Source organism: Streptomyces sp. NPDC006259, assembly GCF_042870975.1.
Classification (GTDB): domain Bacteria; phylum Actinomycetota; class Actinomycetes; order Streptomycetales; family Streptomycetaceae; genus Streptomyces.
This window is the reverse complement of record NZ_JBIAHY010000011.1, coordinates 159,425-183,844: the sequence shown is the minus strand read 5'-3', so window position 1 is coordinate 183,844 and position 24,420 is coordinate 159,425. Positions and strand designations below refer to the sequence as shown.

Here is a 24,420-nt window from a genome sequence, read left to right as displayed (position 1 = left end):
AAGGCCCTTTCTGTCGGACGCGGTCGCGTCGGTGGCGGCCTACCGGCCGGGGGAGGCGTACGGCTGGAAGTGGGCGGGCGGGTGATCGAGCGGGAGGGTGGCGTCCCAGGCGGTCAGGCACTGGGCGCTGGGAACGAACAGCGGCTGGGGTAGCGCGGTAAGAGGCCAGAACCGCCAGGACCCGATGGCCTCCTCGCGGTGCTGGGGAATGCCGGACCAGCGGGTGACCAGGACGGGCACCGTCAGCCGTACGACGTCGCCCACCCGGTCCAGGAGCGTGCCCAGCACCTGTACGTCGTCGGGCTCGGCCACGAGGCCGGCTTCCTCGCGGAGCTCGCGGACGGCGGCCTCGGCGAAGGTCTCACCCGGTTCGACGGTCCCGCCGGCGAGCTCCCAGGTACGGCGCCGGTGTTGGCCGAGCAGGATGCCGTCCGGGCCGTGCACGATCACGCCGACTCCGAGGGCGGTGTTCGGCGGGGGAGGCGCGTTGGTGCGGGGGCGGCTGGGCACGCGTTCCGGCCGGCGGGCCATGTAGAGCCGGTAGGAGACCGCGTTGTCCGCCGTCGGGGAGTCGATCGCCGTGACCGTTTCCAGGGTGAGGCCGTGCTGGACCAGGAGGTCTTCCCATAGCTGCACGCTGAGGACCCACATGTTCACCGGGTGGTCCTCGGTCGTGCCGGGCAGCCGCAGGATCTCGGGGCGCGGGGTCACCTCGGTTGAGGGCCCGGCGCCGCCGGAGTTGGTGTGCAGCGCGGAGAAGACCAGGCGTCCGCCCGGTTTGAGCCCGTTGGCCAGGGCGGGCACCAGCCGGCCCGGGTCCAGGTACGGCACGGAGCCGACGGAGTAGATCAGGTCGTACGGGTCGGCAGCACGCAGGTGGGCCACCGCGTCGGCGCACACCAGGCGCAGGCCGGGGTGGTTCGGGTAGCGGGTGAGGGCGCGCTGGTGCTGGGCGGGTGAGGCGTCGACGGCGGTGACCTCGGCGCCCAGGGCGGCCAGGTGCGCGGCGTGCCGGCCGAGGCCGCTGCCGAGGTCGAGGACACGTAGTCCCGCCACCTCTCCGAGGACGCTGATGCCGGGGCCGGTCTCCGGGATTCCCCAGTCCCACCGGTCCAGCTCCGGCAGCTGAAGTCCTCTGGTCAGCTGGTGGGTGCCGTAGGTGTTCCAGATGTCGAGGGTGTCCTTCTCGGTGGTCACCGAGTCCTCCAGCGGCAAGGGGTGAGTGGGGGTTAGGGGCGCAGGGCGTAGCAGCGGAGCACGTCGAGGTCGGCGGCCTGGGCAGCGGACCAGCCGGCGGTGAGGATTTCGGCCTCGGCGGGGCTGATCCCGAGACCGTGGAGGGGGTCGGTGCTCTCGCGGCGCCCGGCGATCTCGGTGACCACCCAGAACGTCCCGCCAGGCACAAGGAGGTGACGGACGCGGTTGAGGAAGGCCGCCTTGTCGTCCATCCACCGGTAGACCAGGCGGCAGGTGATGACCGCGTACGCGGGCTCCGGCAGCGCCGTGAGGTCGCTGGTGGTGATGTCGCCGCATCGCCACACGGGACCGGGGACGGGGCCGTCGTCATGGGCGGCGGCGAGTGCGACGGCGCTGGGGGAGATGTCGATGCCGGTGGTGCGGTATCCGAGCTCGTGGTGAAGGTGGCGTGCCAGGGTGCCGTCGCCGCAGCCGAGGTCGAGGGCGGGGCGGCCGCGGCCGGGACCGAGGTGTTCGGCCATCAACTGGATTTCGAGGCTGTCGAGTTGCCGGTAGCGCTGGCCGCCCGCCCAGAGCGGTTCCCAGTACGCGGCGGTCGAGGTCGTCGTCATGAGGCTCCTTCACGGGCGGGCGGCACGGCGGTGCGCGCGGGCGGGACGGGCATGTCCCGCAGGGCGCGGACAGGGGAGGCGAGCAGAAGGATCACGGGGACGATCTGGAGGACCGCTCCGACGGTGAGGGTGGCGTGGACGCCGAGGAAGAGGGCCAGGGCGCCGGCGGCCGCGGCGGCCAGCGGCCGGGCTCCGGCGGTCACCGTGGTGCTCGCGGCCTGCATGCGGCCCTGGAAACGGGGCTCGCACAGGATCTGTCTCAGGGACCGCTGGCTCGTCCCGGAGGCTGTGGCCCAGAACAGCTGAACGGCCAGCGTCCCGGCGAGCGCGATCCGCCAACGGAGGCCGGGCGCGGCGAGCAGGAGGGGGATCTGGGCCAGCGGACTGACCGCGAACCCGATGATGATCGTCGGCCCGATCCCGATCCGGGAGGCGATGCGCGGGGCGAGGAGCGCCCCGGCCAGGCTGCCAGCGCCGCCGACGCCCATGATCACGCCGAACGCCGTCGGGGATACGTGCAGGTCGGCGAGGAGGTAGTACGCCCAGTACGTGTTCATGACCGCCAGGCCGAAGCTGAGCGTGGACAGGGCCGCGATCACCGTGCGGATCGTGGGCTGCCCGGCCACGTAGCGCAGGCCCTCACCGATGTCCCGCGCGAGAGTCCCGCGGCCCCCGGGCGGCGGTGCGGCGACCGGTTCGGGGGTGCGGATGCGCCACACGAGCAGCACGGAGAGGAGGTAGGACAGGACGTCGGCGAGGAGCGAGCGGGCCGCGCCGACGGCGCCGACCAGCGCGGCGCCCGCGTTGCTGCCCGCGCTGTCGGCCACCGACGAGGCCGCGCCGAGCCTCGAGTTCGCGCGCTGCAGCAGGTGAGGTTCGACGAGGACGGGCAGGTAGCTGATGGCGGCCGCGTCGTGCACGATCTTGGTGATGCCCAGCACGACGGCGACAGCGTAGAGCTGGCCGATGCCGAGCACCCCGGCGAAGGCGGCGGCCGGGATGGTCGCGAGGCCCGCGGCGGCGGTGAGGTCCGCGGCGATCATCTGGGGACGTTTGGCGTACCGGTCCGAGAGCGCGCCGGCCGGGAGCGCCACGACGGCGTTCGGCAGTTGGCCGAGGAAGGCGAGCGCGGCGATCTGGGTGGTGGAGGCGTGGAGTTCCAGTACGGCCAGGGTGGGGAGGGCGACGGTGCTGACCGCGGATCCGGACAGGCTCGCGCACTCGCTGGCGACCAGACGGCGCAGATCCGGGGAGGTGGCCTTCGCGGCCTTGGCCGGCTGGGTGGAGGTCGTCACCCGGCCTCACCGCCCAGCAGTTCCGGGGCGATCACGTTGGCGTAGAGCCGGCCGGTGGCGAAGTGGGTGAGGACCGCGCGGGTGAAGGGGTGGCAGTCGGGCGGCGGCGCGGCCGGGTCGACCCACACCAGTTCGGTGTGCGTGCCCGGCTCTCGGTTGCACGGGGTGCCCTCCCAGTCCCGCACCGTGAAGGCGGCGCCGATCACCCGCTCACCGTCTGCCGCGTGGAAGTGGAGCAGCTGGCAGAGCCGCAGGCGGTCCGGGCTGATGTGGATGCCGACTTCCTCGGCGAGCTCGCGCGCCGCTCCCTCGTCGAGGAACTCGCCGTCCTCAAGGCGCCCTCCGACGACCGTAAGCATCCCGGGGGAGTGCCACGACGACGCCTGGTGGCGGACGGTCAGGATCCGGCCGTCGTCGGGACGTTGGAGCAGGACCATGACGTTCCCGATACTCCGATGGACGGCGCTCACGGCCGTTCCTCCCTCATGAGCCGGTCCAGGGTCCGCCGGCCCCGGGCGGTGACCTCGGCGTCGCCGTTGTCCGGGCCCCAGGCCAGGCAGTTGACCGCGTCCAGCGCGGTCAGGCAGCGCAGCGCGTGCCGCTCGGCGTCGGACAGCTCCCGACCGTAGGACCGCAGGAACGCCTTCTCGCGGTCCGGATGGTCGGCCCACTGGGTGGTGGCGAGGATGACGAAGTCCTGGACGCGGGCGGCGGGCCGGGACCGTTCGAAGTCGACGAGGGCGAGCCTCTGGGACCACAGCCAGTTCCTCGGCTGGTTGTCGCCGTGGATGTAGCCGACGGGCACCGGGCCGACGCGGCGAAGGCGGGCAGCGTGATCCCGGATCAGCTGCTGCTCGTCCTGGTCGAGCCGGTCCCCGGCGCGAACGAGGTACTTCTCCGCTCCGTCAGCGGCGGCAGCCAGAGAGGCTTCGGCCTCCAGGCGGTCGCCGCGGTCGAGTTCACCCGCTTCGTGGAGCCGGGCGCAGAGCACTCCGGCCTGCTGGTGCACGGTCCGCCACCCGGCGACGTCCAGGCCGAGTTCCTTCGCCGGGGCGCCGGGGACCGCGGTGAGCAGCAGGGCCAGGTCCTGGGCGCGGCTGTCGATGAGGTGGGGCGCCCGGCTCTGACCGAGGGCGGGAACGATGTGGCGGTAGGCCCGGGTCTCGCGGGTGAAGAACTTCACCGAGGGCGAGATCTTCACGTACCAGCGGCCCCCGCGACCGCCTTCCACCTCCCACACCCGGGAGCGGTCCCAGTCGTGCGAGGCGTCGCGGACGTCCATGACGGGTCCGATGCGCTGCTCCGCCCAGCGCCGCACCGCCATGGGCAGGGGCTTCGTCTGCCTCATACCGCGTACCTCGCGTTCGGGTGCGCGGGCGGGCGTCTGGTGGCTGCGGCGGTCGGCGGGGCTCGGGGAAGAGGGCACAGTCTGCTCCTGGGCGGGGCGCACGTGGTCAGCGGTCCTGTGAGAGGTGAAGGAGTTCGGCGAAGGTCCCGCCGGCGTGGACGAGGTCGTCGTACCGGCCCTGTTCGGTGATCCGGCCGTGTTCCATCACGATGATGTGGTCGGCGATCCTGGTGTTCTCCAGGCGGTGGGTGACCACGATGGTGATGCGGTCGGCGGCGATGGCCTTGATCTGCTCGAAGATCTGGTGCTCACCGCGCGGGTCCATCTGGGACGTCGGCTCGTCCAGGATCAGCAGAGCCGGGCGGCGGTACAGGGCCCGGGAGCACGCGATGCGCTGCCACTGTCCGCCGGAAAGCTCCGAGCCGCCGAAGACCTCGCGGGACAGCAGGGTGTCCAGGCCCGCGGGGAGGTCGTCGACGGCTTCGCGCAGGCCGACCGCGTCGATCGCCTCCCACACGGGGCCGTCGTCGTAGGTGCGGGGCTGGCCGAGGGTGACGTTCTCGCGCAGCGGCATCGGCCACTGAGCGAAGATCTGCGGCACCAGACCGGTCTGCGCCCACACACTCGCGGGGTTCACCTCGGCCAGGTCGGTGCCGTTCCAGAGGACCTTGCCCTTGTCGGCCAGGTAGATGCCGGTGAGCAGCCGGGTGAGCGTGGACTTGCCCGAGCCGTTCGCGCCGACGATCGCCAGGATCTGACCGCGCCTCAGGGTGAGGGAGACGCCGTCGACGGCGGGCTTGTCCTTGCCCGGGTACTGGTAGACGGCCTCCTCGAGCCGGATCTGCTCGACGCGGTCGCCGGGCCCGCCTCGGCCGCGCTGGGGGGTGCGGGCGGCGGCGTCGTCGAGGAAGGCCTGCATGTCGCTCAGGTAGAGGCTGGTGTGGAAGACCGCGGCGCCGTTGATGACGACCTGGGAGAGCGCGGCGAGCGTGGTCTGCACGGCGATGACGGCCGTGGCCGCGACGGCCAGTTCGATGCGGCCCGAGACCGCCAGCCACGCCAGCGTTCCCCAGGTCGCTACCAAGAACACCCCGCTGGCGAGCGCGGAGAGCAGGCCGATGCGCAGGGTCCGTGGGGCTGCGGCCAGGGTGCGCCGGTCGCACCGGTCGGACAGGGCCCGGTACCAGTAGACGAGGTAGTCGGTCATCGAGTTGGCGCGGACCTCGTCGCCGTACTTCGAGGTGGTCGCCCACCAGCGCATCATCCCGCGTACGTTGCGGTCGGCGATGTTGGCGTAGTGGATCTGGTAGTCGACCCGGGCGGTCAGGATGGCACCGACGCCGGCCGGAAGCACGGCGAGCAGGAGCAGCGGCAGCATCAGCGGGTTCAGCACCGACAGCACTCCGGCGGCGGTGACCATCCGGATCAGCGCGGACAGGAACCGCTGGGCGTCGGTGACCATCACCTGGGTGCGGATCACTCCCATCTCGGCCGCCTCGTGCCGGTCGGAGAACCCCTCCTCCGCGTATGCGGACGCCTCCACCCGGCACACTGCCTCAACCAGCGCGCTGTCCGTCTCCGTCGTCAGCCGCGGAGTGATCCGCCGCTCGGCGTACGTGGCCACCGCCGCCGCGCCGCGGCCCAGCGCGGCGGCGAGCGCTACCACCACCAGCGCCGGTACGGCTCCGTGCAGCCGGTCGCCGGCCGACCCGTCGCCGAGAACGGGCCTCATGGCCCGGGCGGTGGCAGTCAGCAGCACGGCGGCTGAAATGCCGGTGACCACCTGGCAGCCCAGCAGCAGCTGCACGGCACGCCGGTCGGTCCGCCACGACAGCTGGGCGATCCGGCCCAGCACGGCCGGGATCTGCCCGCACATCCGCCGGAAGGAGACCTCGGCGAGCGGGTTGACGGAGTACTGCCCGCTGTAAGTGATCTCCGCCGGCGGTGGCGGAGGAGGCTCTGTGGCCTGCTGTTCGTTCATAGCGGCCGAGGTCAACGTGGGTCCCCCTTGACGGTCGTCCAGCGTGGTCGTGAGGCTCAACGACCTGGCCGGGATATCGAACACATGTGTTTCGGTCGCTCCTGGAATCCCGAGATAGAGCGGGCGGCGGCGCATGGAGGATGCACGGATCCAGCCCCCGCAACAGGTGTGCGAACGCGGGCGGTTGGCCGAATCGCCGAGGATGCTGTTCGCGGATCCGGAATGGGCGCGTTGGCCCGCACCGGCTCGTGCCCGGCTTGTAGAGTGCGAGCCTCCCCGTACGCCACGGACCTTCGCTGGAGCTGACTGTGCACGTGCTCGCTGCCTGTATCCGAGCGGTCGGTGACCGGGAGCTTTGCTCCCGGGCCGGAGCGGGGGTGGCCCGTGGCGATCAGTGACGCCGCCATCTCGGACGCCTTGACCGCGTATCTGGAGCGCTATCCGGATGAGGCCGAGCTGCTGTCCCGTCCGGTGCAGATGCTCGCCAGCGGCGAGAACTTCGCCTCGCGGCGCAGCTTTCCGATGCACGTGACGGTCGGTGCGCTGCTGGTGCGTGGCGGCTGCGAGATCCTGCTCATCGAGCACCGGGCCTACGGGATCACCTTGCAGCCCGGCGGCCATCTTGAGCCGACCGACACCACGCTGATCGACGCCGCGGTGCGCGAGCTCTCCGAAGAGACCGGCCTGGACGCCGCCGCAGTGTTCCTGGCGGATCCGGTTCCCGCATATGTCGAGTTCGGACGCGTTCCGGCCCGTCCGGAGAAGGGGGAGCCGGAGCACTACCACCTCGACATCGGGTACGCCTTCACGACGGAGCACGCGGACGTCGGCCAGATCCAGGAAGCGGAAGTGACCGGCGCCGCCTGGTATCCGCTCACGGACGCCGAACGGCTGGTCGGCCACCGCATCGCCCGGGCCGTCAGCAGGCCGGCCCACGCAGGCTGACCCCGCGGAGCCGTAGGGTCCGTGCCCGCTGCTGCACCGGGAGTGTGCCGCGCACCGGCCGCGACTCAGCGGCTCGGCCTCGTGCCCGCCGATCACGCCTGGGCTCCGTCGAGTTGAGCGACGACGACGAGCCAGCTGGTGACCGTGACGTCGTCGGGACGGGTCTGGGCGTACGCCTTCCGCAGGATCGCCATCTGCTGGTCGTAGGAGAAGCCGTGCTCGGGGCGGGCGAAGACCGGGATGGACAGCCAGGCTCTCCGCTCGGCCATGGTGGTGTGCTGGGCCGTGATGTCCGTCTCGGCCAGCGTCAGCCCGGCGGCGGTCAGGTGGCTGCGGACGGTGGTGAGCGGCAACCCAGGGGTACTGCTCACCGGCGCCGGCGGCGTGCCGTACTCGCGGGCGGCGATCTGCTCGATCAGCGAGCCGAGCGTGGGGCTGGCAGACCGGGCCTGCGCGTCCGGGTGGGCGACGCCGGCGAATCCGCCGCCGATGTTGAACACGAACCGGCCGCCGGGCCGCAGAACGCGGCGGACCGCGGCGAACACGGCGGGAACGTCCGTCTTCCAGATGGCCGAGTTGCACACCACGGCGTCGATGCCGCCGACCGGGGCGTGTTCGGCCAGTTCCTCGGCGCGGGCGGTGACCCAGGACAGGCGGGGGTCGCTCAAGGTGCGGCGGCCGATGCGCTGCATGGCCGGAGCGTTGTCGAGGGAGACGATCTCGCAGCGAGGCGGCGCCATGGCGAGGATGGCTTCGGCGGTCGCTCCGGTGCCACCGCACAGGTCAACGATCATGCGGCTGTCGGTGAGGCGGGCGCGGGCGGTAAGGTCGCGGCTGGAGGCGCTGTACATGGGGTAGGTCCGGGCGAAGGCGGCGTAGGCCTCGGCGGTGGTCTCGTCGTCCCAGCCGGTCAGGGCGTCCTGCGGCAACTCGGTAACCTCGATTCGTTGTTGATCTCGCCCGGCGGGCGCGCCGCTGCTCCGTAGGCGGAGGCGCGGTGCGCGCGGGCCGGTCCGGGGAGCCGGCTCAGTCGAAAGATGGTTTGCGGTCCCGGGTCCGCTTGAGTTCGAAGAAGCCGTCCGTCGAGGCCACGGCGAGCAGACCGTCCCAGAGCCGTCCGGCGGCTTCGCCGCGGGGCGCCGGGGTGAGAACGGGGCCGAACAGCACCGTGCCGGCGATGCGCAGGACGGGGGTCCCGACGTCGAGGCCAACCTCGTCGAACGCCTCGTGGTGCGAGTCCTTGATGAGCTGGTCGAACTCGGTGCTGGTGGCCGCCGCAGTCAGCGAAGCGGGCAGCCCGGCCTCCTCCAGGGCTTCGGTGATCACGGTGGGGTCCTCACGGCGCCGCTGGTTGTGCAGCCGCGTGCCGATGGCGGTGTACAGCGGGCCCAGCACGGGGCGGCCGGCGTGCTCGGCGGCGGCCGCGCAGACCCGCACCGAGCCCCAGGCGGATTCCATCAGCTTCCGGTAGTCCTCGCTGAGGCCTTTGCCCTCGCGCTGGTCGAGGTTGAGGTAGGCCAGCGACATGATCCGCCAGTCGGCGAGCACCGGCCGGACCTGCTCGACCTGAAGGAGCCAGCGCGAGGTGATCCAGGCCCAGGGGCACAGCGGATCGAACCAGAACGGGACCTCGTGGAACTCGTCCTCGCGGGGTTCTTCCGTGATCGTCATGATGAATGCCGTCCCGTCTTTGTGTGGTCCTGCATGGCGTGTGTCCGTTGCCGGATCTAGATGTCGAACAGCCCGCTCTGCACCGGCAGGTTGTGCTTGGCGGTACGGCCGGCGGTCTTCACCAGCGCCGTCAGGGCGTCGAGTTGAGGATCTTGATCGGCTGCGCTGATGAGGTGGAGGAAGACCTTCGCGGTGACCTCGACGTCGGCCAGGGCCCGGTGCCGGTCTCGGGGCTGCGGGATGCCGAAGTGCGCCAGCAGCGTGTCGAGTTTGTAGTTCGGCAGGTTCGGGATGAGGCGCTTGGCCAGCGGGATCGTGTCGATCAGGTCGGTCCGGGCCAATGTGGGGCAGTGCTCGGCCTGGTGGTGGATGACGCCGGCCTCGGTGGCCGCGTGCTGGGCCACCAGCAGGTACGAGGTGCCGGTCGTGAGCCGTCGGTCCAGTGCCCCCAGTGCCTCCGCCGGGGTGGGCGCCCCCTGGAGCTGCTCGGCGGTCAATCCGGTCTGGGCGGTATCCGCCGGGGTCACCGGGGCGAACGCGGGCGGGCGGATCAAGGAGGTGCTGCGGCCGGTCTCCTGCCACGCGCCGTCCGGGCAGCGCATGGCGAGGGCCGCGACCTCGATGGGCTGGGGCGGGTAGCCGGTGGGGGTCGTCGTCTCGAAGTCGATGATCACGAATGTCGTCGCCCGGAAGGCCGGGTCTTCGGTCAGGGCGCCCATGGGTTCACCGCTCTCGTAGGTTCCATCGCGCTGCTCGCCCCGGGTAGCTCCGGGGCGAGCAGGCGCGAGCTGCGGCCGTCGTGATGTGCCGTCACCGGCGGGGGAGGCCGGCGACGGCCCGGGCCGCGGCGGGCAGCTCCGGCGCGTTCCAGTGCCGCTCGCCCGTCCAGGTCTCGCTCAGGGCCCGGTACAGGTCCGTCATCACCGGCAGGAACTCGCGCGGGAGCGAGGCGGGCTGCGGCCACTGGCTGCGGGGCACGCCGTCGGCGATCAGCGTGCTGGTGGGGATCTCGTTCCCCGACTCCACGTACCAGTCCCGCAGGATCTGCTTGCCCAAGTGCACGCCGTCCAGCATCAGGCGGCTCTCGTCCGGCGTGCCGGGGCTGTCGGCGAGCACCAGGTGCTGGCCGCTGCTCATCAGGTACTCGGCCTTGCCGTCGCAGTGGCTCAGCCCGACCTTGTCCGCGTGGGCGGTCAGCACCGAGTTGACCGTGAGGGTGATCTCGCGCAGGGCCCGGAACTGCTCGTCGTCCAGGCCGGCGAGGTGCTGGGCTGCGGCGGGGGTGAGGAAGCGGTTGACGTCGTCCCGGGTCGTCGCGTACTCGATGAGCGGCCGCTTGAGCTTCTCGCCGACCGGAGGGACGGCGTCGAGCCCGACATCGGCCGGGGTCAGATCACCGGCGGCCAGGCGCCGGTGGACGGAACTGCCCGGGGGGAGTTCGTTGCGGAAGAGGACCTGGAGGGGGAGCAGGTAGTTGCCGGACGCCGGGGTGAGGGGGCGGGCGGCGGTGTCCGGGAGGCGCGCGAGGGTGAACTCGATCCGGTTCGGGGCGACCTGCCGTCGGAAGTGGGTGCGCACCCCGGCCTCTTCCAACAGACGGCAGTTGAAGGCGGCCATGCGACAGGTTGCCTCGCCCTTGCCGGGGATCGCATCCGGCATCCGGCCGTAGTGGAAGACGGTGTAGTGGTCGGTGTACTCGAACACGCCGACGCCTTCCCGCCGCGCGGTCGGCGGTTCGATGACATACAGGTTCTTGGTCGAGTTCAGGACGGGCATCGTGCTCCTCGGGTTCGACGGCCTCGCGCCGTCATCGAGCAGGATCTGCGGGCTTCCGCCCCGTGGTGTCCCCGGCCCGGCCCGGACTGGCGGGCCGGGTGCTCCCGCACGCAATCCGCGTGCCGGCCGGCCGGCGAGCACCCGGATTCCCTGCCGCGTTGCCGACAGGGGCCAGGTGGCCGTCGATCACCGTGAGCACGCGCATGCCCGCTGCTCGGGCAGAGGCCGTGCCGTCGGGCGCGTCATCGACCGCGAGGCAGCGCTCCGGCGCGACGCCCAGGCGGCTGGCGGCGGTGAGGAACAGCTCCGGGTCCGGCTTGCCGCGCATGACGTCCTCGCGCGCGACGACGGCCGTGAACGCGTCCGTCAGGCCCAGCGCGTCGAGCCCCGGGGCGACGAGCAGCCGGGTGGCGCCCGACGCCACGGCGCAGGACAGGCCGGCGCGGCGCGCCTGCTGCAGGAGCTCCACGACGCAACGGTTCGGCGTGATCGTGTGCACCGTGGCCAGCAGATGAGTGCGGCTGTGCTGGACGATCTCGCCGTGCGGCAGACCCCGGCCACCGGGCAGCACCGCCAGGAGGTCGTGGATGGACAGCCCGATGTGCCGGTCGTACCAGTCGGGATCCAGACAGACGCCGTACGGCTGGAGGGCTGCGCGTAGCGCGTCTTCGTGACCGCGCCGGGTGTCGGCGAGGGTGCCGTCGAAATCGAGAACCAGGGCCCGGACCCCTTCCTCGATCGCGGGCACGCAGCTGGCCGCGGCGGGGCCGCCGGGGAGCTGGGCGGGCGTGCTCATGCCGCCTCCGCGGTGGTGGGCCGGCCGCAGCACATGCACGCCGCGTCCGGGCCCTGCCACGGCTCCATCAGGCACGCCAGATCGCCGCCGGCGCCCTGGATCCACCCCCGGATCTGGTCGGCCGCCTGGTGCTCGTCGACGCGTCGCCGGTCCACGACCCGGTAGCGGGCCGGGTCGGTGGCGGCCAACTGCTCGAAGAGCGTGCACGCCGCGCGCATGAAGTCCGCCTGCTCGCCGGTGAAGACGCACGCGTCGCGCCGCTGGGCGCGCTCCAATGCCTTCGAGGCGTCGTCGGTGACGAGGATCGTGAGGTCCGGCAGCGGCCGGTAGGAGGAGGCGAGGCCCAGCAGGTCGGTCGCCGCCTTCAGGGCGGCGTCCGGATCGTCGGGGTGCAGCAGCAGCGCCTGGCACACCGCGGTGGTGTCCACGCTGCGGCCCTCGACGACGGTCTGTCCGCGGGCCAGGTCGGGCAGGACGGTGTCGAGGTCGTGCCGTTTGATGGCCATGAGGATCAGGGCCTCGGCCATCGGGGTTCCGCCGCGCAGGAACGGGTCCTGGGCGCTGGCCTCGCGCAGCGAGCGCAGCAGCGCCTCCCCGAGCCCGGGGCGCCCGCCTGCCCGCTGGGAGAACTCGTCGAGCATCAACGGCTTGGCCGTCAGGGTCTCGACGGCACGGTTGGTGAGGTAGGTCTTGCCGACGCCGTTCAGTCCCTCGGCGGAGATCAGCGCGCCGCGGCTGCATGGGGGGCGTACCGGTGTGATCGTCATGCTTGCGGTATCCGTTCGGGGACGAGGACGGAGGGCTGCCGACCGCAGTTGACCTGCGGGCGCGGGCTTACGGGAGTCGGTCACCCACGCCATGCGTCGGCCTCCCGGGCGATGACGGCGGCGTAGCGGTCGAGGACCGCTTCGTCGTCGCGCTCTGTCAGGACGAGGGCGAGGGTGCGGTCCAGGATCTGAGCGGCGCCGCGGCACGGGGCCCGATCACTGCCGGCGAACATGGGCCGGGTGTCGCACGGCACCAGCCGGAAGCTGCCGGTGGAACTCGGTACCCCGAGCTGGGCGAGGTGCTCGGCGAACGCCCGGGGGTTCGGCAGACCGATGTGCAGGAGCGGGGAGTAGTGGTTCCACGTCTCGTCCGGCGCCGGCTGCAGCGGAGTGAGGCCGCGGGCACCGGCCAGGGCACCCAGCAGATGGATGGTCTGCGCTCGGCGCAGCTCCAGAAGAGACGGGAACCGCAGCACGTTGGCCTGGGCGAGCGCCGCGATCAGCTCCGGCATACGCCCCGGAAGCCCAAGCCGCTCCTGGGGACGGCCCCCGGGCGGGGGCGTCAGCCAGTGGCCGCGGAAGGCCCTCATGTGATCGGCGAGATCGCGTTCGTCGACCAGGACGAAGCCGCCCTCGTTGCTCCAGAGGATCTTGCCGTCCCTCGTGCTGAAGCACCCGGCCGCGCCGACCGAGCCGGCCAGTACCCCGGCGCGCGACGTTCCGGCAGCCTGGGCGGCGTCTTCGACGATGGCGAGCCCCCGTTCCGCGGCGAACGCGCGCAGGCGTGCCGGGTCGCCCATCCTGCCCCACAGGTGCACCGGGACGATGGCCTTCGTCCGGGCCGTGACCTTGGAGACGGCGTGGGCGTAGTCCAGGTCGAAGGTGTCGGGATCGCTGTCGACGAAGACCGGCTTCGCACCGAGCTCGACGATCGGCTGGGCGGTCATGACGACGGTGAGCGCCGGCAGCAGGACCTCGTCGTCCGGCCCGACCCCGACCGCGGACAGCGCGACGTGCAGGGCCGTCGTGCCGGAGGACACCGCGACCGCGTGCTGCCGGGCGAACGCCTGGGCCAGGGCGTGCTCGAACCGGGCGGCGAACTCGGCACTGGCGGGATCGGGCATGCCGGCCAACGCCGCCAGCACGCTATCGCCGATGCTCTCCAGCGGGGGAAGCTGCGGCAGGCCGGTCACGTTGCCTCCCGCGCGAGGAAGCGGGGCATGTCGAGCACGAGCGGGCCCATATTCACGCAGTCCCGGGAGAAGTGGGAGCAGTCCGTGCACACCGGTCGCCCGTCGAACAGGGTGCGGGCGTCGGCGCCGACGATGCTGCGCTGCTGCCAGGGAGCGGTGGCGGCGATCCGCCGGTCGGACGGGCAGTCCCACAGCGAGCCGTCAGGCTGGACGAAGAACAACTGCGCCCCGCCGAAGCACTCCTCGACGCGACCGCAGTCCTGGGTGGAGATCGAGGCGAGGAACTGCCGCACGTAGGAGGGGTCGGGGATGGCGAGCCCGCGGGGGTCCGCCTGCAGGCGACGCAGCTGGTCCTCGACCGCAGCGACGTCCTCGGCGGTGTGGCAGCGCTCGGCGAAGAGCTTGTGGTCGGCCGGCAGGGAGATGGGCTGGGGTACGTAGTAGTCGACGCCGACATCGGAGGCGAGTCGCGCGACGTCGGTGATCTCCTGGGGGCGGTCGCGCATGACCACGGTGTAGATACCGACTCGCGGACCCGGCCCGGAGCCCCGCTCGCTGAGCAGGGTGCGGATGCCGTCCAGGACCTCGCGGTGGCCGACTCGGCCGGAGCGGGACGGTCGCAGCCGGTCGTTGACGGCGGCATCCGCGCTGTCGATGGACACCGAGACCCCGTCGACGCCGAGCTCGACGAGCCGCCGGGCGATGCCGGGCCGGGTGAGCGGCACGCCGTTGGTCGCGACGACGACCTCGCATCCGGCGTCCTTGATCGTCTTGATCAGGCTCAGGGTGGGCAGCCAGTCCAACGGTTCGCCGCCGGCCAGGATGACCCGCTCGACCGGCGAGCCGGCCAGGGACTGGGCGAACTCCTCCATGACGGTGCGGTCGAGGTCACGCACAGGGATGTGGGACAGCACACCCGGGCCCTCGGGCAGCGCCTCCTTGTGCTCGGCCAGCTCCCCGAAGTAGCAGTGCGGGCAACCGAACGAGCAGGGCGAACGCAGCGCCCACAACACGGTGATGTCACGACGCACGGCTGACCTCCCGCTGCTCCACGAGGGCGCGCACGGCGTCCTCAACGGCCTTGCCGGTCTCTTCCGGGCCGTGGCCGGTCACGTCGATCACAGTGAACCGGTCCGGTTCGGCAGCGGCCAGCTCCCGGTACAGATGGTCGGTCTGCTCGATCACCGCCAAGGCGCTCGCCGGGAGTGTGCGCCCGATCCGGGCGGCGAACCGGTCCACGCAGACCTCGCGGTCGCCGGTCAGCAGGAGGGTGGCGTCCGGCATCGACCGCCACCGGCGGGCGGTGGTCAGGATCTGCTCCGCCACCACCTGGGCGGGCGTGGCCGGGTGCTCGTCGTGCAGGATCGCTCCCTGGCACACGGCCACGCTGTCCACACCGCGGTCCTCGAGGATCACGTCGACGCCGTCCAGCAGCTCGGGGGTGAGGCGCTCGAACTCGCGGAACTTAAGCGCCAGCAGCGCGAGCGTCTCCACGACCGGGTGCCCGGTCCGCAGGCAGACGTCCCCGCCCGCGGCGAGGGCGGCGATCACCTGGCCGGGCAGGGTATCGGCGGCCTGGTCGGTCAGCTCGTCCAGCCGCAGGCACCGCGAGCCGAGCGAGGCGGCCGTCGCACGCACAGCGGTGGTCTTGCCGACCCCGTTGATGCCCTCCACGCTCACCCACAGCGGTCGGCCGGGAGCCTCCCAACTGCGGCGGGGCCGGGGGACCCGGGTGGTGGTCATGCCGGTCTCCGGCACACGAGCAGCAGCCCGGGCCGACGGGTCGGACAAGGCCGCCGCCGGAGCGCCCGGTCGGTCTCGGTAGTGCTCGCTCCGTTCAGTGCCCATGTTGTCCCTCCCAGGGGAAAACGATCCAGGTGTCGTTCAGCGATGCGATGTGGTCGATGACGCGGTCAGGCTCGGCCTCTTGCGTCCAGTTGGCCCGGTTGACGGTGAGGACCGCGGCGCGCACCCGGGCGGGGCCCAGGCCGCGGAGCAGGTTGACCGTGTGGGCGAGGGTCGCGCCGCTGCCGGCGATGTCGTCGACGAGCAGCACGTCCAAGCCGGTCAGGTCGCCGAGCGAGGCGGGGTTGCGGACCGTCGGCAGCAGGTTCTTGGCGGCGTTGATGCCGTCGCCGGTGGTACGGGTGACCTCGACGGTCCGTACGTCGCGGATCCCGAGCCGGTGGGAGAGCCACACGGCCGGGATCACGCCGCCGCGCACGATGCCCACCACGGCCTGCGGCATCCCGCCAGCCGCCACCTGCTCGGCGAGGGACTGCGTGGCGGCGCCGATGTCGTCCCACGTCAGGTAAAGGGGGGCGGGTCGGTCAGCGATGGGAGCGGGCGGCGTCGGGGACGTGGCCATCTGCTGCACCTCCTTCTTGGTTTGCTTGCTGGTCGGGGATCAGGCCGCGTTCCACTGGGCAGCGGCGAGGGTGATGAACTGCTGGTTGAGGACCGGGTCGCTCCGGAACCGGCCGCCGGTGTGCGTCGTGGTGGTGCGGGCGGTCTCCATCTGCACGCCGCGCATGCTCATGCACAGGTGCACACCACGTACGGCGACGGCAACGTCCTCGCGTCCGATCACGCCGGACAGGTGCTCGGCGAACTGCCGGGTGAAGCGCTCCTGGACCTGGAGACGGCCGGCGTAGTGCTGAGCGACCCGTCCGAACTTCGACAGACCCACCACCTCCCCGCTGGGCACGTATCCGGCGGTGACCTGGAGGTTGATGGGCAGCATGTGGTGCTCGCACAGCGACCACACGCTCATGCCGCCCACGATGACCAGCTGATCGCTCAGCTGGGACTCGGTGAAGCAGGTGGCCGTCGCGGCGTCGTCCGGGGACAGGAACTCCTTCCACCAGGCCGCGACTCGGGCCGGGGTGTCGGCCAGGCCCTCGCGGGTGGGGTCCTCGCCCAACACGATCAGGAGCTGGCCGACCAGGTCGGCGACCCGGCCGGTGTCGATGGCCGCGCCGCCGAGGCCGGTCACGGGGACGGGGCTCAGGTCCGGCTCGGAGCTGGCGACAGATGTCGTCATGGGCTTCTCTCGCTTCCAGGGGCTGGGGAACGGAGCAGGCAGGGGACTCAGCGGCCTCGGGCATCCGCGAAGGCGAGCACGTGCAGGCGGGTGGTGAAGTACCAGCGTCGAGCCGCGACCGCGTCCGCCAGAACCCGGGTCGTGTCGGTGATCACCCCCGCGGTGGTGCCCTCGGGCATGACCCACACCGGCGCGAGCCGGTGGGCGTCGGCCAGCTCGGCGATCCGGTCGAGGTCGGCCACCGAGGACGCGACGAACTTGAACGCCGCCCGCCCGCACGCCACGAAGGCATCCAGCGCGGCGGGCACCACGCTCTTGGCCTCGTCCATCCCGAAGCTGGCGATCTTGGGCGAGACGTTGAAGCGGACCCCTTCGAGCACCAGCTCGGGCAACGGTGCGATGGTCCCGTTCGTCTCGAACTCCAGCCGCTTCCCCGCGGCCAGCAGCTGTTCGACCAACGGCACCAGGCGCGCCTGCTGGAGCAGCGGCTCCCCGCCGGTGATCACGACCAACTCCACCGGCGAGGACGTGGCCCAGGCCACCAAGTCCGCCACGGACCGCCTCGTCGACTCCCTGCGCGGGTCGAACCGGGACCAGTCCCAGGTGTACTTCGTGTCGCACTTCACGCAGGTCAGGTTGCACCGGGACAGACGGATGAACAGGGCAGGGTGCCCACAGCTCGGCCCCTCGCCCTGGAAGGTCGGTACCTCGACGCCGAAGCACTCCGCAACGATCAGCCAGAACTCGGCATCGTCCGTCATCGGTCCGTCGGCGATCGACTCGAGTGTGGTCACTGCTCCTCCACATCGAAGCGCGCCCAACTACTGCCGGTCTCGCGGACGAGGACCGCGACCAGGCGGCCGGGAATCGTCGCCAGGAGGTTCTGGATGAACCAGCCAGCCAGGAACTGGGCCAGGCGCTCCGAGGTCGGCTCGAAGGGGAGGATCTCGTGCAGGTTGCGGTGGTCCAGTTCGGTGTCCAGGAACTTCTTGAACGGGGCGAGAGCGCCGAAATCGGTGACGAACCCGGGCTCTTCAAGATGCGAAGCCGTCAGGATGACCTCCACCTCGTAGCTGTGGCCGTGCTGGCGGGAGCACTTGTGCTCGGCCGCCAGACCGAGAAGGCGGTGGCCAGCCTCGAAACCGAACTTCTTGGCAATGGTGAAGGCCCCGGGCGGCAGCGGAACGGAGTTGAAATCCATGAGCTTCCTTCGGGAGTTGGGGACGAGGCGGCTCAGGCCGCCGGAGGAGTACACACAGAGGTCGGCCATCGGGTCTGATCCCTGGTGGGCCGTACGCTCGCACCACGCACCAGATCGCCGAGATGATCGAGTGTCGATCAACTGTGTGTATTGCAATAGGAGTTGGCGGTCATCCCGCGGTAATCTCGGCCGTCTCGCGGCTACCCTCAGCGCAAGCAGCCTTGATTGGATGACGACGTGGCCGAGAAGAAGCACCCACTGGCACGGGCCCGGAAAGCGCGCGGGATGACAGGGGTTGATCTCGCCCGGGAGATCCGTCGCGCGGCCGAACGCCGCGGGCTGAGATCGGGTGCTACCAAGCAACGCGTCTACAAATGGGAAACAGAGGGCGTCACACCCGATGCCGACTCGCAGTCCTACATCGCCGACGCGCTGGGCGTTCCGGCCGAGGTGGTGGACCCTCACTCGTGGCCGAACTGGCTGCCGGGCGTCGGCGGCATGGTGATCCCGCTCGGTCCTACCAGCCCAGTTCCGGCCCTCCGAGAGGCATTGCGAACGACCATGGAACGCTCCTCCCGCCGTACCTTCCTGACCGCCATCTCCGGTAGTGCCCTGGTCACGCTGGCCAGCACCTGGGCGTCGACCGATACCTGGGCCCTGACGGCCATGTCGGCGCAAGGCTCCAAAACGGTCGGGGAGGAACTGGTCGCCCTGCTCGAGGAGACCAGCGCCCACCTGACCATTCAGGCAACCGAGCAGCGCCAGCACACCGCACCTTTGGTTGACGCGCTCCTGACCACGGTCACGGACATCATCGAAGGCCGCCGGTACAACCGGCCGGTCCAACTGCGTCTCCACGCACTCGCCGCGAGCCTGAGCCAGACGGTGGGCTGGCACCGGTTCGACTACGCGTTGCACGCCGAGGCGAGCCAGTACTGGATCGCCGGACTGCACAGCGCCCACACCGGAGGCGACCGCGACATGGGCGCCGCTCTGCTGGGCGACCTCGCCTACCAAGCCTCCTGGCGGAACGATCCACGCACGGCCGTCGGCATCCTCAAACGGGCCCTCTCCGGCACCCGGCACCCGGCTGCCCGCTCCCTGCTCCAGCTCCGGCTCGCGCGGGCCCTGGCGGCACAAGGCGAGCGGCGAGCTACCCTTCGTGCCCTCACGGCAGCCGAACACCTTCTCGATGCCTCGTCCGGAGAGCCGGTGCCGGCGTGGTGCGCGTGGTTGTCCAGCGCCGATCTGGCCGTCGACTCGGGGCGGGCCCTGCTCGACCTGGGCGACACCCGCCGTGCCCACCAGCTCATCCGCGAGGGCCGGAAGTTGCTGCCGCCCAGCCGGGACAAGACCCGTGGTGTCTTCCGCGCCTACGAGGCCCGCAGCCACCTCGACCTGCGAGAGCCCGAACGCGCGGCCGCGGCCGCCCTGGAAGCACTTCAGGTCGCCCAGCGCATCGGCGCCCCCCGGTGCGTTGAGCTGGTGCAAGGGCTCGTTCCTCGTTTCGAGGCCCACTCCAGCGTCGAAGGAGTGCCTGAGCTGCTGGCCCTCGCCGCTGCGTGACACACCAACGGTCTTCGCGAAGGTTGCCAGCCGGACGCGCGCTGCAGATACAGAACTAGTGGCGAAGTGACGTAATGCGAGGCGTGCCCAGCGCTTCAAGTCCCCGACCTCCCGCAGCGACGAGTGAAGGACGGCCGCTGGCGCGCGCCGATCACGACACAACGCCCGCCTGCTAGCACCATTGAGCTCTCGCCGGGCAGGACGAGGCGACGGTGAGGGGCACTCACTCATGGTCTTGCCCAACTCCTGGAGAAGGAAGGCGCCTTGGAGAGCGAAGAGCGCGGCACGTTCGCCGCTGAACTCACGCATTGGCGCACCGTTCGCAGTCTGTCCAAGAAGGCTTTGACGGCGCGACTCAACGTTGACCCCTCGTACGTCAGCCATCTCGAGGCCGGACGCGAGCATGGCAGCGCCCACCTCGCTCGCCGAGCGGATGCGGAACTCGATGCCCGCGGCGCCTTGTGGGTTGCGTGGCAGCGGACCGACACGTCTTCGACGAAGGCTGAGCCGGTCGAGGCCGCTTCCCACACAGCTCTGCTGGTGTTGGAAGACGATGCGGCCCTGGACCTCGACGGCAGCACCTTCCACCTGCGCATGCGTCGGCTTCTGCGTAACGACGGTGCTGATCCCGTCACCAGATACTTCGTCCGCATCAATGCGGATCACTACCCCTCCGAACCCGAGCGCTCCAACGCCCTGTACCGGCGCCACCCGTTGACCTGAGAGGAACTCGGGCTGGAAGCCCACTGCGGGAACGAGCCCATGGGCTGGACCGTCAAACACGACCGCGACGCGTTCAAGGAGGTGTGGCTTCAGTTCCAGAGCGCCACCAGTCGCTTCCCTCTCTACCCGGGCCAGGAAGCGGAGATCTGTTACTCCTATAGCGTCAGCGCCGACAAATGGGGCCCCTGGTTTCAGCGGGCTGTCCGGCTGCCGACTCGGCGCCTTTCCGTGGAACTCGCCTTTCCGACCGTGACCGAGCCGACAGTCTGGGGGACGCAGACGTCCATGAGTACGGACTTTGCGCCTCTGCGTACGCCGCCTCGACAGAGCGTGAGGGGGGACAGAACGGTCTTCGCCTGGAGCACGATGGACCCACCCCTGCACGCCCGCTTCCGCTTGGAATGGCGTCTGAAGAATCCCGACACGAAAGAGAACAGCCCTGTGAGCACCCTCTCTGCGAGCCAGGCCATGGCGAACGCCGGCATCGTTCAGGAAGGCTCCCCCGTACTCGCCAGTCCCGTCCGCCCGTTCGATCTGCCAGCCGAAGCCGACGAAGCCCAGCGCGTCATCCACGAACTGTTCGAAGCCGTCGACCGCGTCCGCCAACTGCACACGTTCGGAAAGGGTATAGGCATCGCCGCCCCCCAGATCGGTATCGACCGTTCCGCTGCCGTTGTCGCCCACAGCGACCTCAACGGCACCACGTGGTTGTCCCGCTTCAACCAGGGAATGGCCGGCCTCGTCGCACACGAGATCGACCACCTCGACGGCATTCTCTATCGCAAGCGCATGCGTTCCGGCGTCCTCCCGATTCCGGTGGAGGAGTACCAGAGCACCGGTTCGCAATGGAAGTACGAGTGAGCCGTGCTCTGGTTGCGGTAAGTGCGCAGTCCCGCGGCGAAGAGGGAGCGCCACAGATCCTTGGTTCACGCGGCCAGGTCCCACGGGTCCAACGAGGGGAACTCGCGGCGGAGGGCCTGGATGAGCTTGCTTGGTTTTGGGGCCGCCGTCGTTTATGAGGTTCATGATGACGAGGTGCATGCCGTCCGCGTGCTTTTGCACTCTGCCCTCCGTGTGGTGATGCGGAGCTCGGGCTGAACCGGACACGCCCCGGCGGTCGACATAGGTGCCGAGGTCTGCGGACCACCAGCGAATGCCCTGAATCGCACCACCGCGATGAGCGCGCCCGCGTGCTCCAGGAGGCCGTCGCACAGGCCAACCGGCGCGCCGCGAGGACATCTCCAAGGAAGGAAGCGAGGTGTGTGCACTCACCGGAACCGTCCCCGTCGACTGCGGCCGATGGCCGCGCCGTGCGCCTAGGAGCCGGAACGTTCTCAGGCTGGTCCGCTGGGCGCGGGCTGCCGGTGGAGTGGTGTACGCCTCGCTACCGAACCGGAAGTTGCCGCACTTGTGTCCGAGGGGGAGCTCCACGGAGGGGTGGAGAGGTAGGTAGATGTCCCCTATGTTCGGTGCATCGGTAGTGCCAGCTCCACGTGAGAAGTGGAGAGAGGAAGAGAGGCAACCGCGAACGGGACGCTCCAGGGCGCCTCTCGCGGTGCACCCTCATCTTACTGTTCTGCGGGCGGGTTGGAGTGGGTTAGCACGAGTCCGCATCCGTAGGACTTGCCTTGCCCTAGCCCGTCGCGGAGAAGATCGTGAACCAGGGCGGCGTCAAGGACGATGGCACCGGCCTGGAGAGTTCTGCTCACGAGCTGGAAGCGGTCGCCGGTCCCCTTGGTGCCGACGATCCAGCGGGGTGGCCCAACAACGATGTCGTCGACGTCCGTGGACAGGCCGTGCTCCAAGAGCCGCCGGTGCAGCCAGGCTCTGACCTGGGTGGGGTCCGTGAGACTCACTCGTCGTGTCGGGGACCGGAGTTTACGGCTCGGATTGGCGATGACGCGCAACTGGATGGACTGTCCTGCACGGTAGGTGTACTCCGCGGTGAACGCGTCGGCGCTCCTGAGGCGGCCGTCGTCCAGGAGTGGCTGCCAATTCGGCAGTTGAGGGGACTGCACGAGGACCTTCACAGGGCGCCCGGCGTCGGGCCGTTCGTTCCCGCCCACGGACGGAGGTTCTTCACGAGCGGGCGCGAACAGGACGTGCGCCGGCCGACCGGTGGATGCCGGGCCCTTGGGCGTGTCGGCCCCGAACCCGCTCAGGACTAGGCGGTAGAGCTGGTGGGCGTCGTGGCAGCGGTCGCTCTCGGCGGAGTCCAGGGTTAGGGCGGTGCGCCAGGTGCGAAGGCCCGGCAGGGTCGGTGTACGGAGGTCTGCGGTCACGGGGCGCTCTCAGCGTGCGTGGTCGGCGGGGTGACGCGGTACTGGTGAACGTGGAGGAGGCGGTGGTCCGGGCCGTCCCTGGTGGTGACGGACTGCTCGGGGACGGCGTGCGTGCCCGGCCGGAACCACCCCTGGATCAGCAGTACCTGACGGACCGTGCCGTCGATCTCGGGCAACAGCAGCATCCGGCGCGGCTGCCAGGTCAGCCCATGCAGCTCACTGCCCACCGGGATCTCTTCGGTTCCCGCGCTCGGCGTGTGCGTGAAGGACGCGCGCCCCAGAACGCCGGGCGCCGTCATGAGACGCCAGGTCAGCTGCTCGGCGACCGTTCCCGCGGGATGCCACACCACGCCGCCCGTCTGGGCGGCAGCTCGCCAGGTGTTCATGGGAGTTTTTGCAGGTGCCGCCGGACGCGCTCCTCGTCACGGCGGCTCACACCTGCGTAGATCCCGACTGCCTCTTCATAGAGGATGCGTGCCAGGTCGGTCTGGCCGGCCTCCAGGACGGTGTGGCCGAGCAGCTCCCTGCTGTGTGCACTCCAGCGTGCCGAACGGGTGGCGTCGCACTCGACGACGGCGCGGCGACCGTACTCCTCGCCCTTTGCCGAGTCGCCTCCGGCAGCGTGGGCTCGGGCGAGCCACGCGAGCGCTCGGGCAGCGTCGAGGGGGTCCGGAACGTCCAGCAGCGTCGTGCGGGCGGCGGCCAGAGTTTCGATCGCCTCGATGGCTCTGCCACGGGCGAGTTGGGCTTGGCCGAGGCAGACATTCGTGATCGCCACGGCCCGTGTGTACGTGGCTTGGTCGCGTTCGGAGTCACTCGTGCGGGCCAGCTCGGCCCGCTGTTCTCGTGCTAGGAGCAGGAACTGCTCGGCCTGTGCCGGCAGCCCGGTGTACACGTGTGTCGCGCCGATCTCGTGCCGCGCCTGGGATTCAGCGCGGCGGTCCTGAGTGGCGAGCGCCAGATCCAGTACGGCGTTGAACGTTCTGGCGGCGTCTTCGAAGCGGCCGTTACCGCGAAGGGCTACGCCCCAGGTGTTGAGCATCTCGATCTCGGCGGGCCGATTCCCGCATCGCCGCGCGGCCTGGAGACCCAGGTCGTGGCTTTCGGACCATAGCTGGTAGTTGTGTGATGAGCGGAGGTACGGCCAGATGGCGTGGGCCAGCTGCCAGGTGGAGGCGTCGAGGCCGCCGGCGGCCGCTGCGCGAATCGCGGGCAGCAGATTGTGCTGTTGGGCATCGAGCCAGGCCAGCGCGGAGTCGGCGTCGCCGAAGTGGAGCGGTTCGGCGGGCGGGTAGAGGTAGGAGCGTTCCAGCTGTCGGTGATGGGGTGTCACGGCCTGCTCGGCGCTGCTGGCATTGAAGAGGAAGAAGTCGGTGCACCGCCGCAGGGTCTCCTCCGCCTCGCCGACCGCTGCCTCCGCTGTCGCTCGGTAGCGGGCGTGCGCGCGGGCTTCGTCGTGGAAACGATAGACAGGTCCGCGAGACGGCTCGTTGTTGCTGACGGCTTGGATAAGGTGCAGGTCTCGCAGTGACTCCAACTCGCGGGTCGCGTTGGCATGCGTCAGGTCGCAGACTGCGGCGGCCAGCGCCGCGTCGAAGTCGTCGACGGCGGCGGCGCCCATCCGGCGGTAGAGGGCGGGTGCGGGTGTGGCGCGGGGCAGCGACCAGTAGGCGCGGTCGAGGGCTGTGGTCACGGTCGTCTCCTGGGGAGTGAGCTGGGGGTGAGGGTTGTCGGCGGAGCGGTTGCCGAAGGGCCCGGCGATGACGTCGGTGAGGGATCGGGCAGGAAGGGCGGCGAGTCGGGCGACCATCAGTGCGATCGCCATCGGGAAGCCGGCCGAATGGCGGGTGATCTCCGCCGTGGCACCGGGCTCGCGGGTGACGCGCTGTTCGCCCAGGCAGCAGGTGAGGAACTGCCGTGTGGCGTCCTCGCCGAACGGCTCCAGTTCGCGGAGCACGGCACCGTCGGGCGCCAGTTCGTGCGGGCCTCCATTCAGGTGCAGGCGGCACCCAGCGTGAGGCCGCA

At 70.7% G+C, this 24,420-nt stretch carries 26 protein-coding genes; 4 read left to right on the top strand and 22 right to left on the bottom strand.

Features of this window, described 5'->3' with window-relative positions; genetic code table 11:
* Positions 1-39: 39 nt before the first annotated feature.
* From ACFYO5_RS35140 to ACFYO5_RS35115, 6 genes are all read right to left on the bottom strand, one after another.
* Positions 40-1,197 (bottom strand): NUDIX domain-containing protein, encoded by a 1,158-nt coding sequence (locus ACFYO5_RS35140; RefSeq protein WP_388716964.1) that lies wholly within the window; start codon positions 1,195-1,197, stop codon positions 40-42.
* A 32-nt stretch (positions 1,198-1,229) separates the two neighbouring features.
* Positions 1,230-1,808, bottom strand: coding sequence for a class I SAM-dependent methyltransferase (locus ACFYO5_RS35135; protein ID WP_388716961.1), 579 nt, complete (start codon positions 1,806-1,808; stop codon positions 1,230-1,232).
* A complete protein-coding gene (locus ACFYO5_RS35130; protein WP_388716958.1) occupies positions 1,805-3,103 on the bottom strand; it encodes an MFS transporter in 1,299 nt (432 codons plus the stop codon). The genes ACFYO5_RS35135 and ACFYO5_RS35130 overlap by 4 nt, the downstream gene beginning before the upstream one ends.
* Complete coding sequence (locus ACFYO5_RS35125) at positions 3,100-3,573, bottom strand: NUDIX domain-containing protein (RefSeq protein WP_388716955.1); 474 nt, start codon at positions 3,571-3,573, stop codon at positions 3,100-3,102. Before ACFYO5_RS35125 ends, ACFYO5_RS35130 begins: the two co-directional genes overlap by 4 nt.
* A complete protein-coding gene (locus ACFYO5_RS35120) occupies positions 3,570-4,451 on the bottom strand; it encodes a phosphotransferase enzyme family protein (protein WP_388716952.1) in 882 nt (293 codons plus the stop codon). Before ACFYO5_RS35120 ends, ACFYO5_RS35125 begins: the two co-directional genes overlap by 4 nt.
* A 106-nt stretch (positions 4,452-4,557) precedes the next feature.
* Positions 4,558-6,432: an ATP-binding cassette domain-containing protein gene (locus tag ACFYO5_RS35115; RefSeq protein WP_388716949.1), complete on the bottom strand. Its 1,875-nt coding sequence runs from the start codon at positions 6,430-6,432 to the stop codon at positions 4,558-4,560.
* A 384-nt stretch (positions 6,433-6,816) separates the two neighbouring features.
* On the opposite strand from ACFYO5_RS35115, the gene ACFYO5_RS35110 reads away from it, so the two are divergent.
* Positions 6,817-7,377 (top strand): NUDIX hydrolase, encoded by a 561-nt coding sequence (locus ACFYO5_RS35110; RefSeq protein WP_388716946.1) that lies wholly within the window; start codon positions 6,817-6,819, stop codon positions 7,375-7,377.
* A 92-nt stretch (positions 7,378-7,469) separates the two neighbouring features.
* On the opposite strand, the gene ACFYO5_RS35105 is transcribed toward ACFYO5_RS35110, so the two are convergent.
* From ACFYO5_RS35105 to ACFYO5_RS35045, 13 genes are all read right to left on the bottom strand, one after another.
* On the bottom strand, positions 7,470-8,306 hold the full coding sequence (locus ACFYO5_RS35105) for a class I SAM-dependent methyltransferase (protein WP_388716943.1): 837 nt from the start codon (positions 8,304-8,306) through the stop codon (positions 7,470-7,472).
* A 97-nt stretch (positions 8,307-8,403) separates the two neighbouring features.
* Positions 8,404-9,048, bottom strand: coding sequence for a disulfide bond formation protein DsbA (locus ACFYO5_RS35100; protein ID WP_388716940.1), 645 nt, complete (start codon positions 9,046-9,048; stop codon positions 8,404-8,406).
* A 56-nt stretch (positions 9,049-9,104) separates the two neighbouring features.
* Positions 9,105-9,767 (bottom strand): PolC-type DNA polymerase III, encoded by a 663-nt coding sequence (locus ACFYO5_RS35095; protein ID WP_388716937.1) that lies wholly within the window; start codon positions 9,765-9,767, stop codon positions 9,105-9,107.
* Positions 9,768-9,858: 91 nt separating this feature from the next.
* On the bottom strand, positions 9,859-10,824 hold the full coding sequence (locus ACFYO5_RS35090; protein ID WP_388716935.1) for a phosphoribosylaminoimidazolesuccinocarboxamide synthase: 966 nt from the start codon (positions 10,822-10,824) through the stop codon (positions 9,859-9,861).
* Positions 10,825-10,855: 31 nt separating this feature from the next.
* Positions 10,856-11,620, bottom strand: a complete 765-nt coding sequence (locus tag ACFYO5_RS35085) for an HAD family hydrolase (protein ID WP_388716932.1) — start codon at positions 11,618-11,620, stop codon at positions 10,856-10,858.
* On the bottom strand, positions 11,617-12,387 hold the full coding sequence (locus ACFYO5_RS35080) for a dTMP kinase (protein WP_388716929.1): 771 nt from the start codon (positions 12,385-12,387) through the stop codon (positions 11,617-11,619). The genes ACFYO5_RS35085 and ACFYO5_RS35080 overlap by 4 nt, the downstream gene beginning before the upstream one ends.
* Before the next feature lie 80 nt (positions 12,388-12,467).
* A complete protein-coding gene (locus ACFYO5_RS35075; RefSeq protein WP_388716926.1) occupies positions 12,468-13,580 on the bottom strand; it encodes a DegT/DnrJ/EryC1/StrS family aminotransferase in 1,113 nt (370 codons plus the stop codon).
* Entirely contained in the window at positions 13,577-14,611 is a 1,035-nt protein-coding gene (locus tag ACFYO5_RS35070; RefSeq protein WP_388716923.1) for a radical SAM protein, read from the bottom strand. The genes ACFYO5_RS35075 and ACFYO5_RS35070 overlap by 4 nt, the downstream gene beginning before the upstream one ends.
* Positions 14,601-15,323, bottom strand: coding sequence for a dTMP kinase (locus ACFYO5_RS35065; RefSeq protein WP_388716920.1), 723 nt, complete (start codon positions 15,321-15,323; stop codon positions 14,601-14,603). The genes ACFYO5_RS35070 and ACFYO5_RS35065 overlap by 11 nt, the downstream gene beginning before the upstream one ends.
* A gap of 94 nt (positions 15,324-15,417) precedes the next feature.
* Entirely contained in the window at positions 15,418-15,948 is a 531-nt protein-coding gene (locus ACFYO5_RS35060) for a phosphoribosyltransferase (protein ID WP_388716917.1), read from the bottom strand.
* Between the two features lie 39 nt (positions 15,949-15,987).
* Positions 15,988-16,623, bottom strand: coding sequence for a GTP cyclohydrolase I (gene folE / locus ACFYO5_RS35055; RefSeq protein WP_388716914.1), 636 nt, complete (start codon positions 16,621-16,623; stop codon positions 15,988-15,990).
* Between the two features lie 47 nt (positions 16,624-16,670).
* Positions 16,671-17,384: a 7-carboxy-7-deazaguanine synthase QueE gene (locus ACFYO5_RS35050; protein ID WP_388717176.1), complete on the bottom strand. Its 714-nt coding sequence runs from the start codon at positions 17,382-17,384 to the stop codon at positions 16,671-16,673.
* Between the two features lie 29 nt (positions 17,385-17,413).
* Complete coding sequence (locus ACFYO5_RS35045; RefSeq protein WP_388716911.1) at positions 17,414-17,893, bottom strand: 6-pyruvoyl tetrahydropterin synthase family protein; 480 nt, start codon at positions 17,891-17,893, stop codon at positions 17,414-17,416.
* A gap of 168 nt (positions 17,894-18,061) precedes the next feature.
* Between ACFYO5_RS35045 and ACFYO5_RS35040 the strand changes: the two genes are divergently transcribed.
* From ACFYO5_RS35040 to ACFYO5_RS35030, 3 genes are all read left to right on the top strand, one after another.
* Positions 18,062-19,390: an XRE family transcriptional regulator gene (locus ACFYO5_RS35040; RefSeq protein WP_388716908.1), complete on the top strand. Its 1,329-nt coding sequence runs from the start codon at positions 18,062-18,064 to the stop codon at positions 19,388-19,390.
* A 264-nt stretch (positions 19,391-19,654) separates the two neighbouring features.
* Positions 19,655-20,113, top strand: a complete 459-nt coding sequence (locus tag ACFYO5_RS35035; protein WP_388716905.1) for a helix-turn-helix domain-containing protein — start codon at positions 19,655-19,657, stop codon at positions 20,111-20,113.
* 39 nt (positions 20,114-20,152) lie between these two features.
* The gene (locus tag ACFYO5_RS35030; protein WP_388716902.1) at positions 20,153-20,974 is read left to right on the top strand and encodes a peptide deformylase; all 822 of its coding nucleotides are present in this window, start codon (positions 20,153-20,155) and stop codon (positions 20,972-20,974) included.
* Between the two features lie 707 nt (positions 20,975-21,681).
* Here ACFYO5_RS35030 and ACFYO5_RS35025 read toward each other — a convergent pair.
* Genes ACFYO5_RS35025 through ACFYO5_RS35015 form a run of 3 tightly spaced genes read right to left on the bottom strand, consistent with a single transcriptional unit; the run spans position 21,682 to position 24,352 of the window.
* Complete coding sequence (locus tag ACFYO5_RS35025; RefSeq protein WP_388716899.1) at positions 21,682-22,395, bottom strand: type I-E CRISPR-associated protein Cas6/Cse3/CasE; 714 nt, start codon at positions 22,393-22,395, stop codon at positions 21,682-21,684.
* Complete coding sequence (locus ACFYO5_RS35020) at positions 22,392-22,781, bottom strand: hypothetical protein (protein ID WP_388716896.1); 390 nt, start codon at positions 22,779-22,781, stop codon at positions 22,392-22,394. Before ACFYO5_RS35020 ends, ACFYO5_RS35025 begins: the two co-directional genes overlap by 4 nt.
* Positions 22,778-24,352, bottom strand: a complete 1,575-nt coding sequence (locus ACFYO5_RS35015) for a hypothetical protein (protein WP_388716893.1) — start codon at positions 24,350-24,352, stop codon at positions 22,778-22,780. The genes ACFYO5_RS35020 and ACFYO5_RS35015 overlap by 4 nt, the downstream gene beginning before the upstream one ends.
* Between the last annotated feature and the right edge of the window lie 68 nt (positions 24,353-24,420).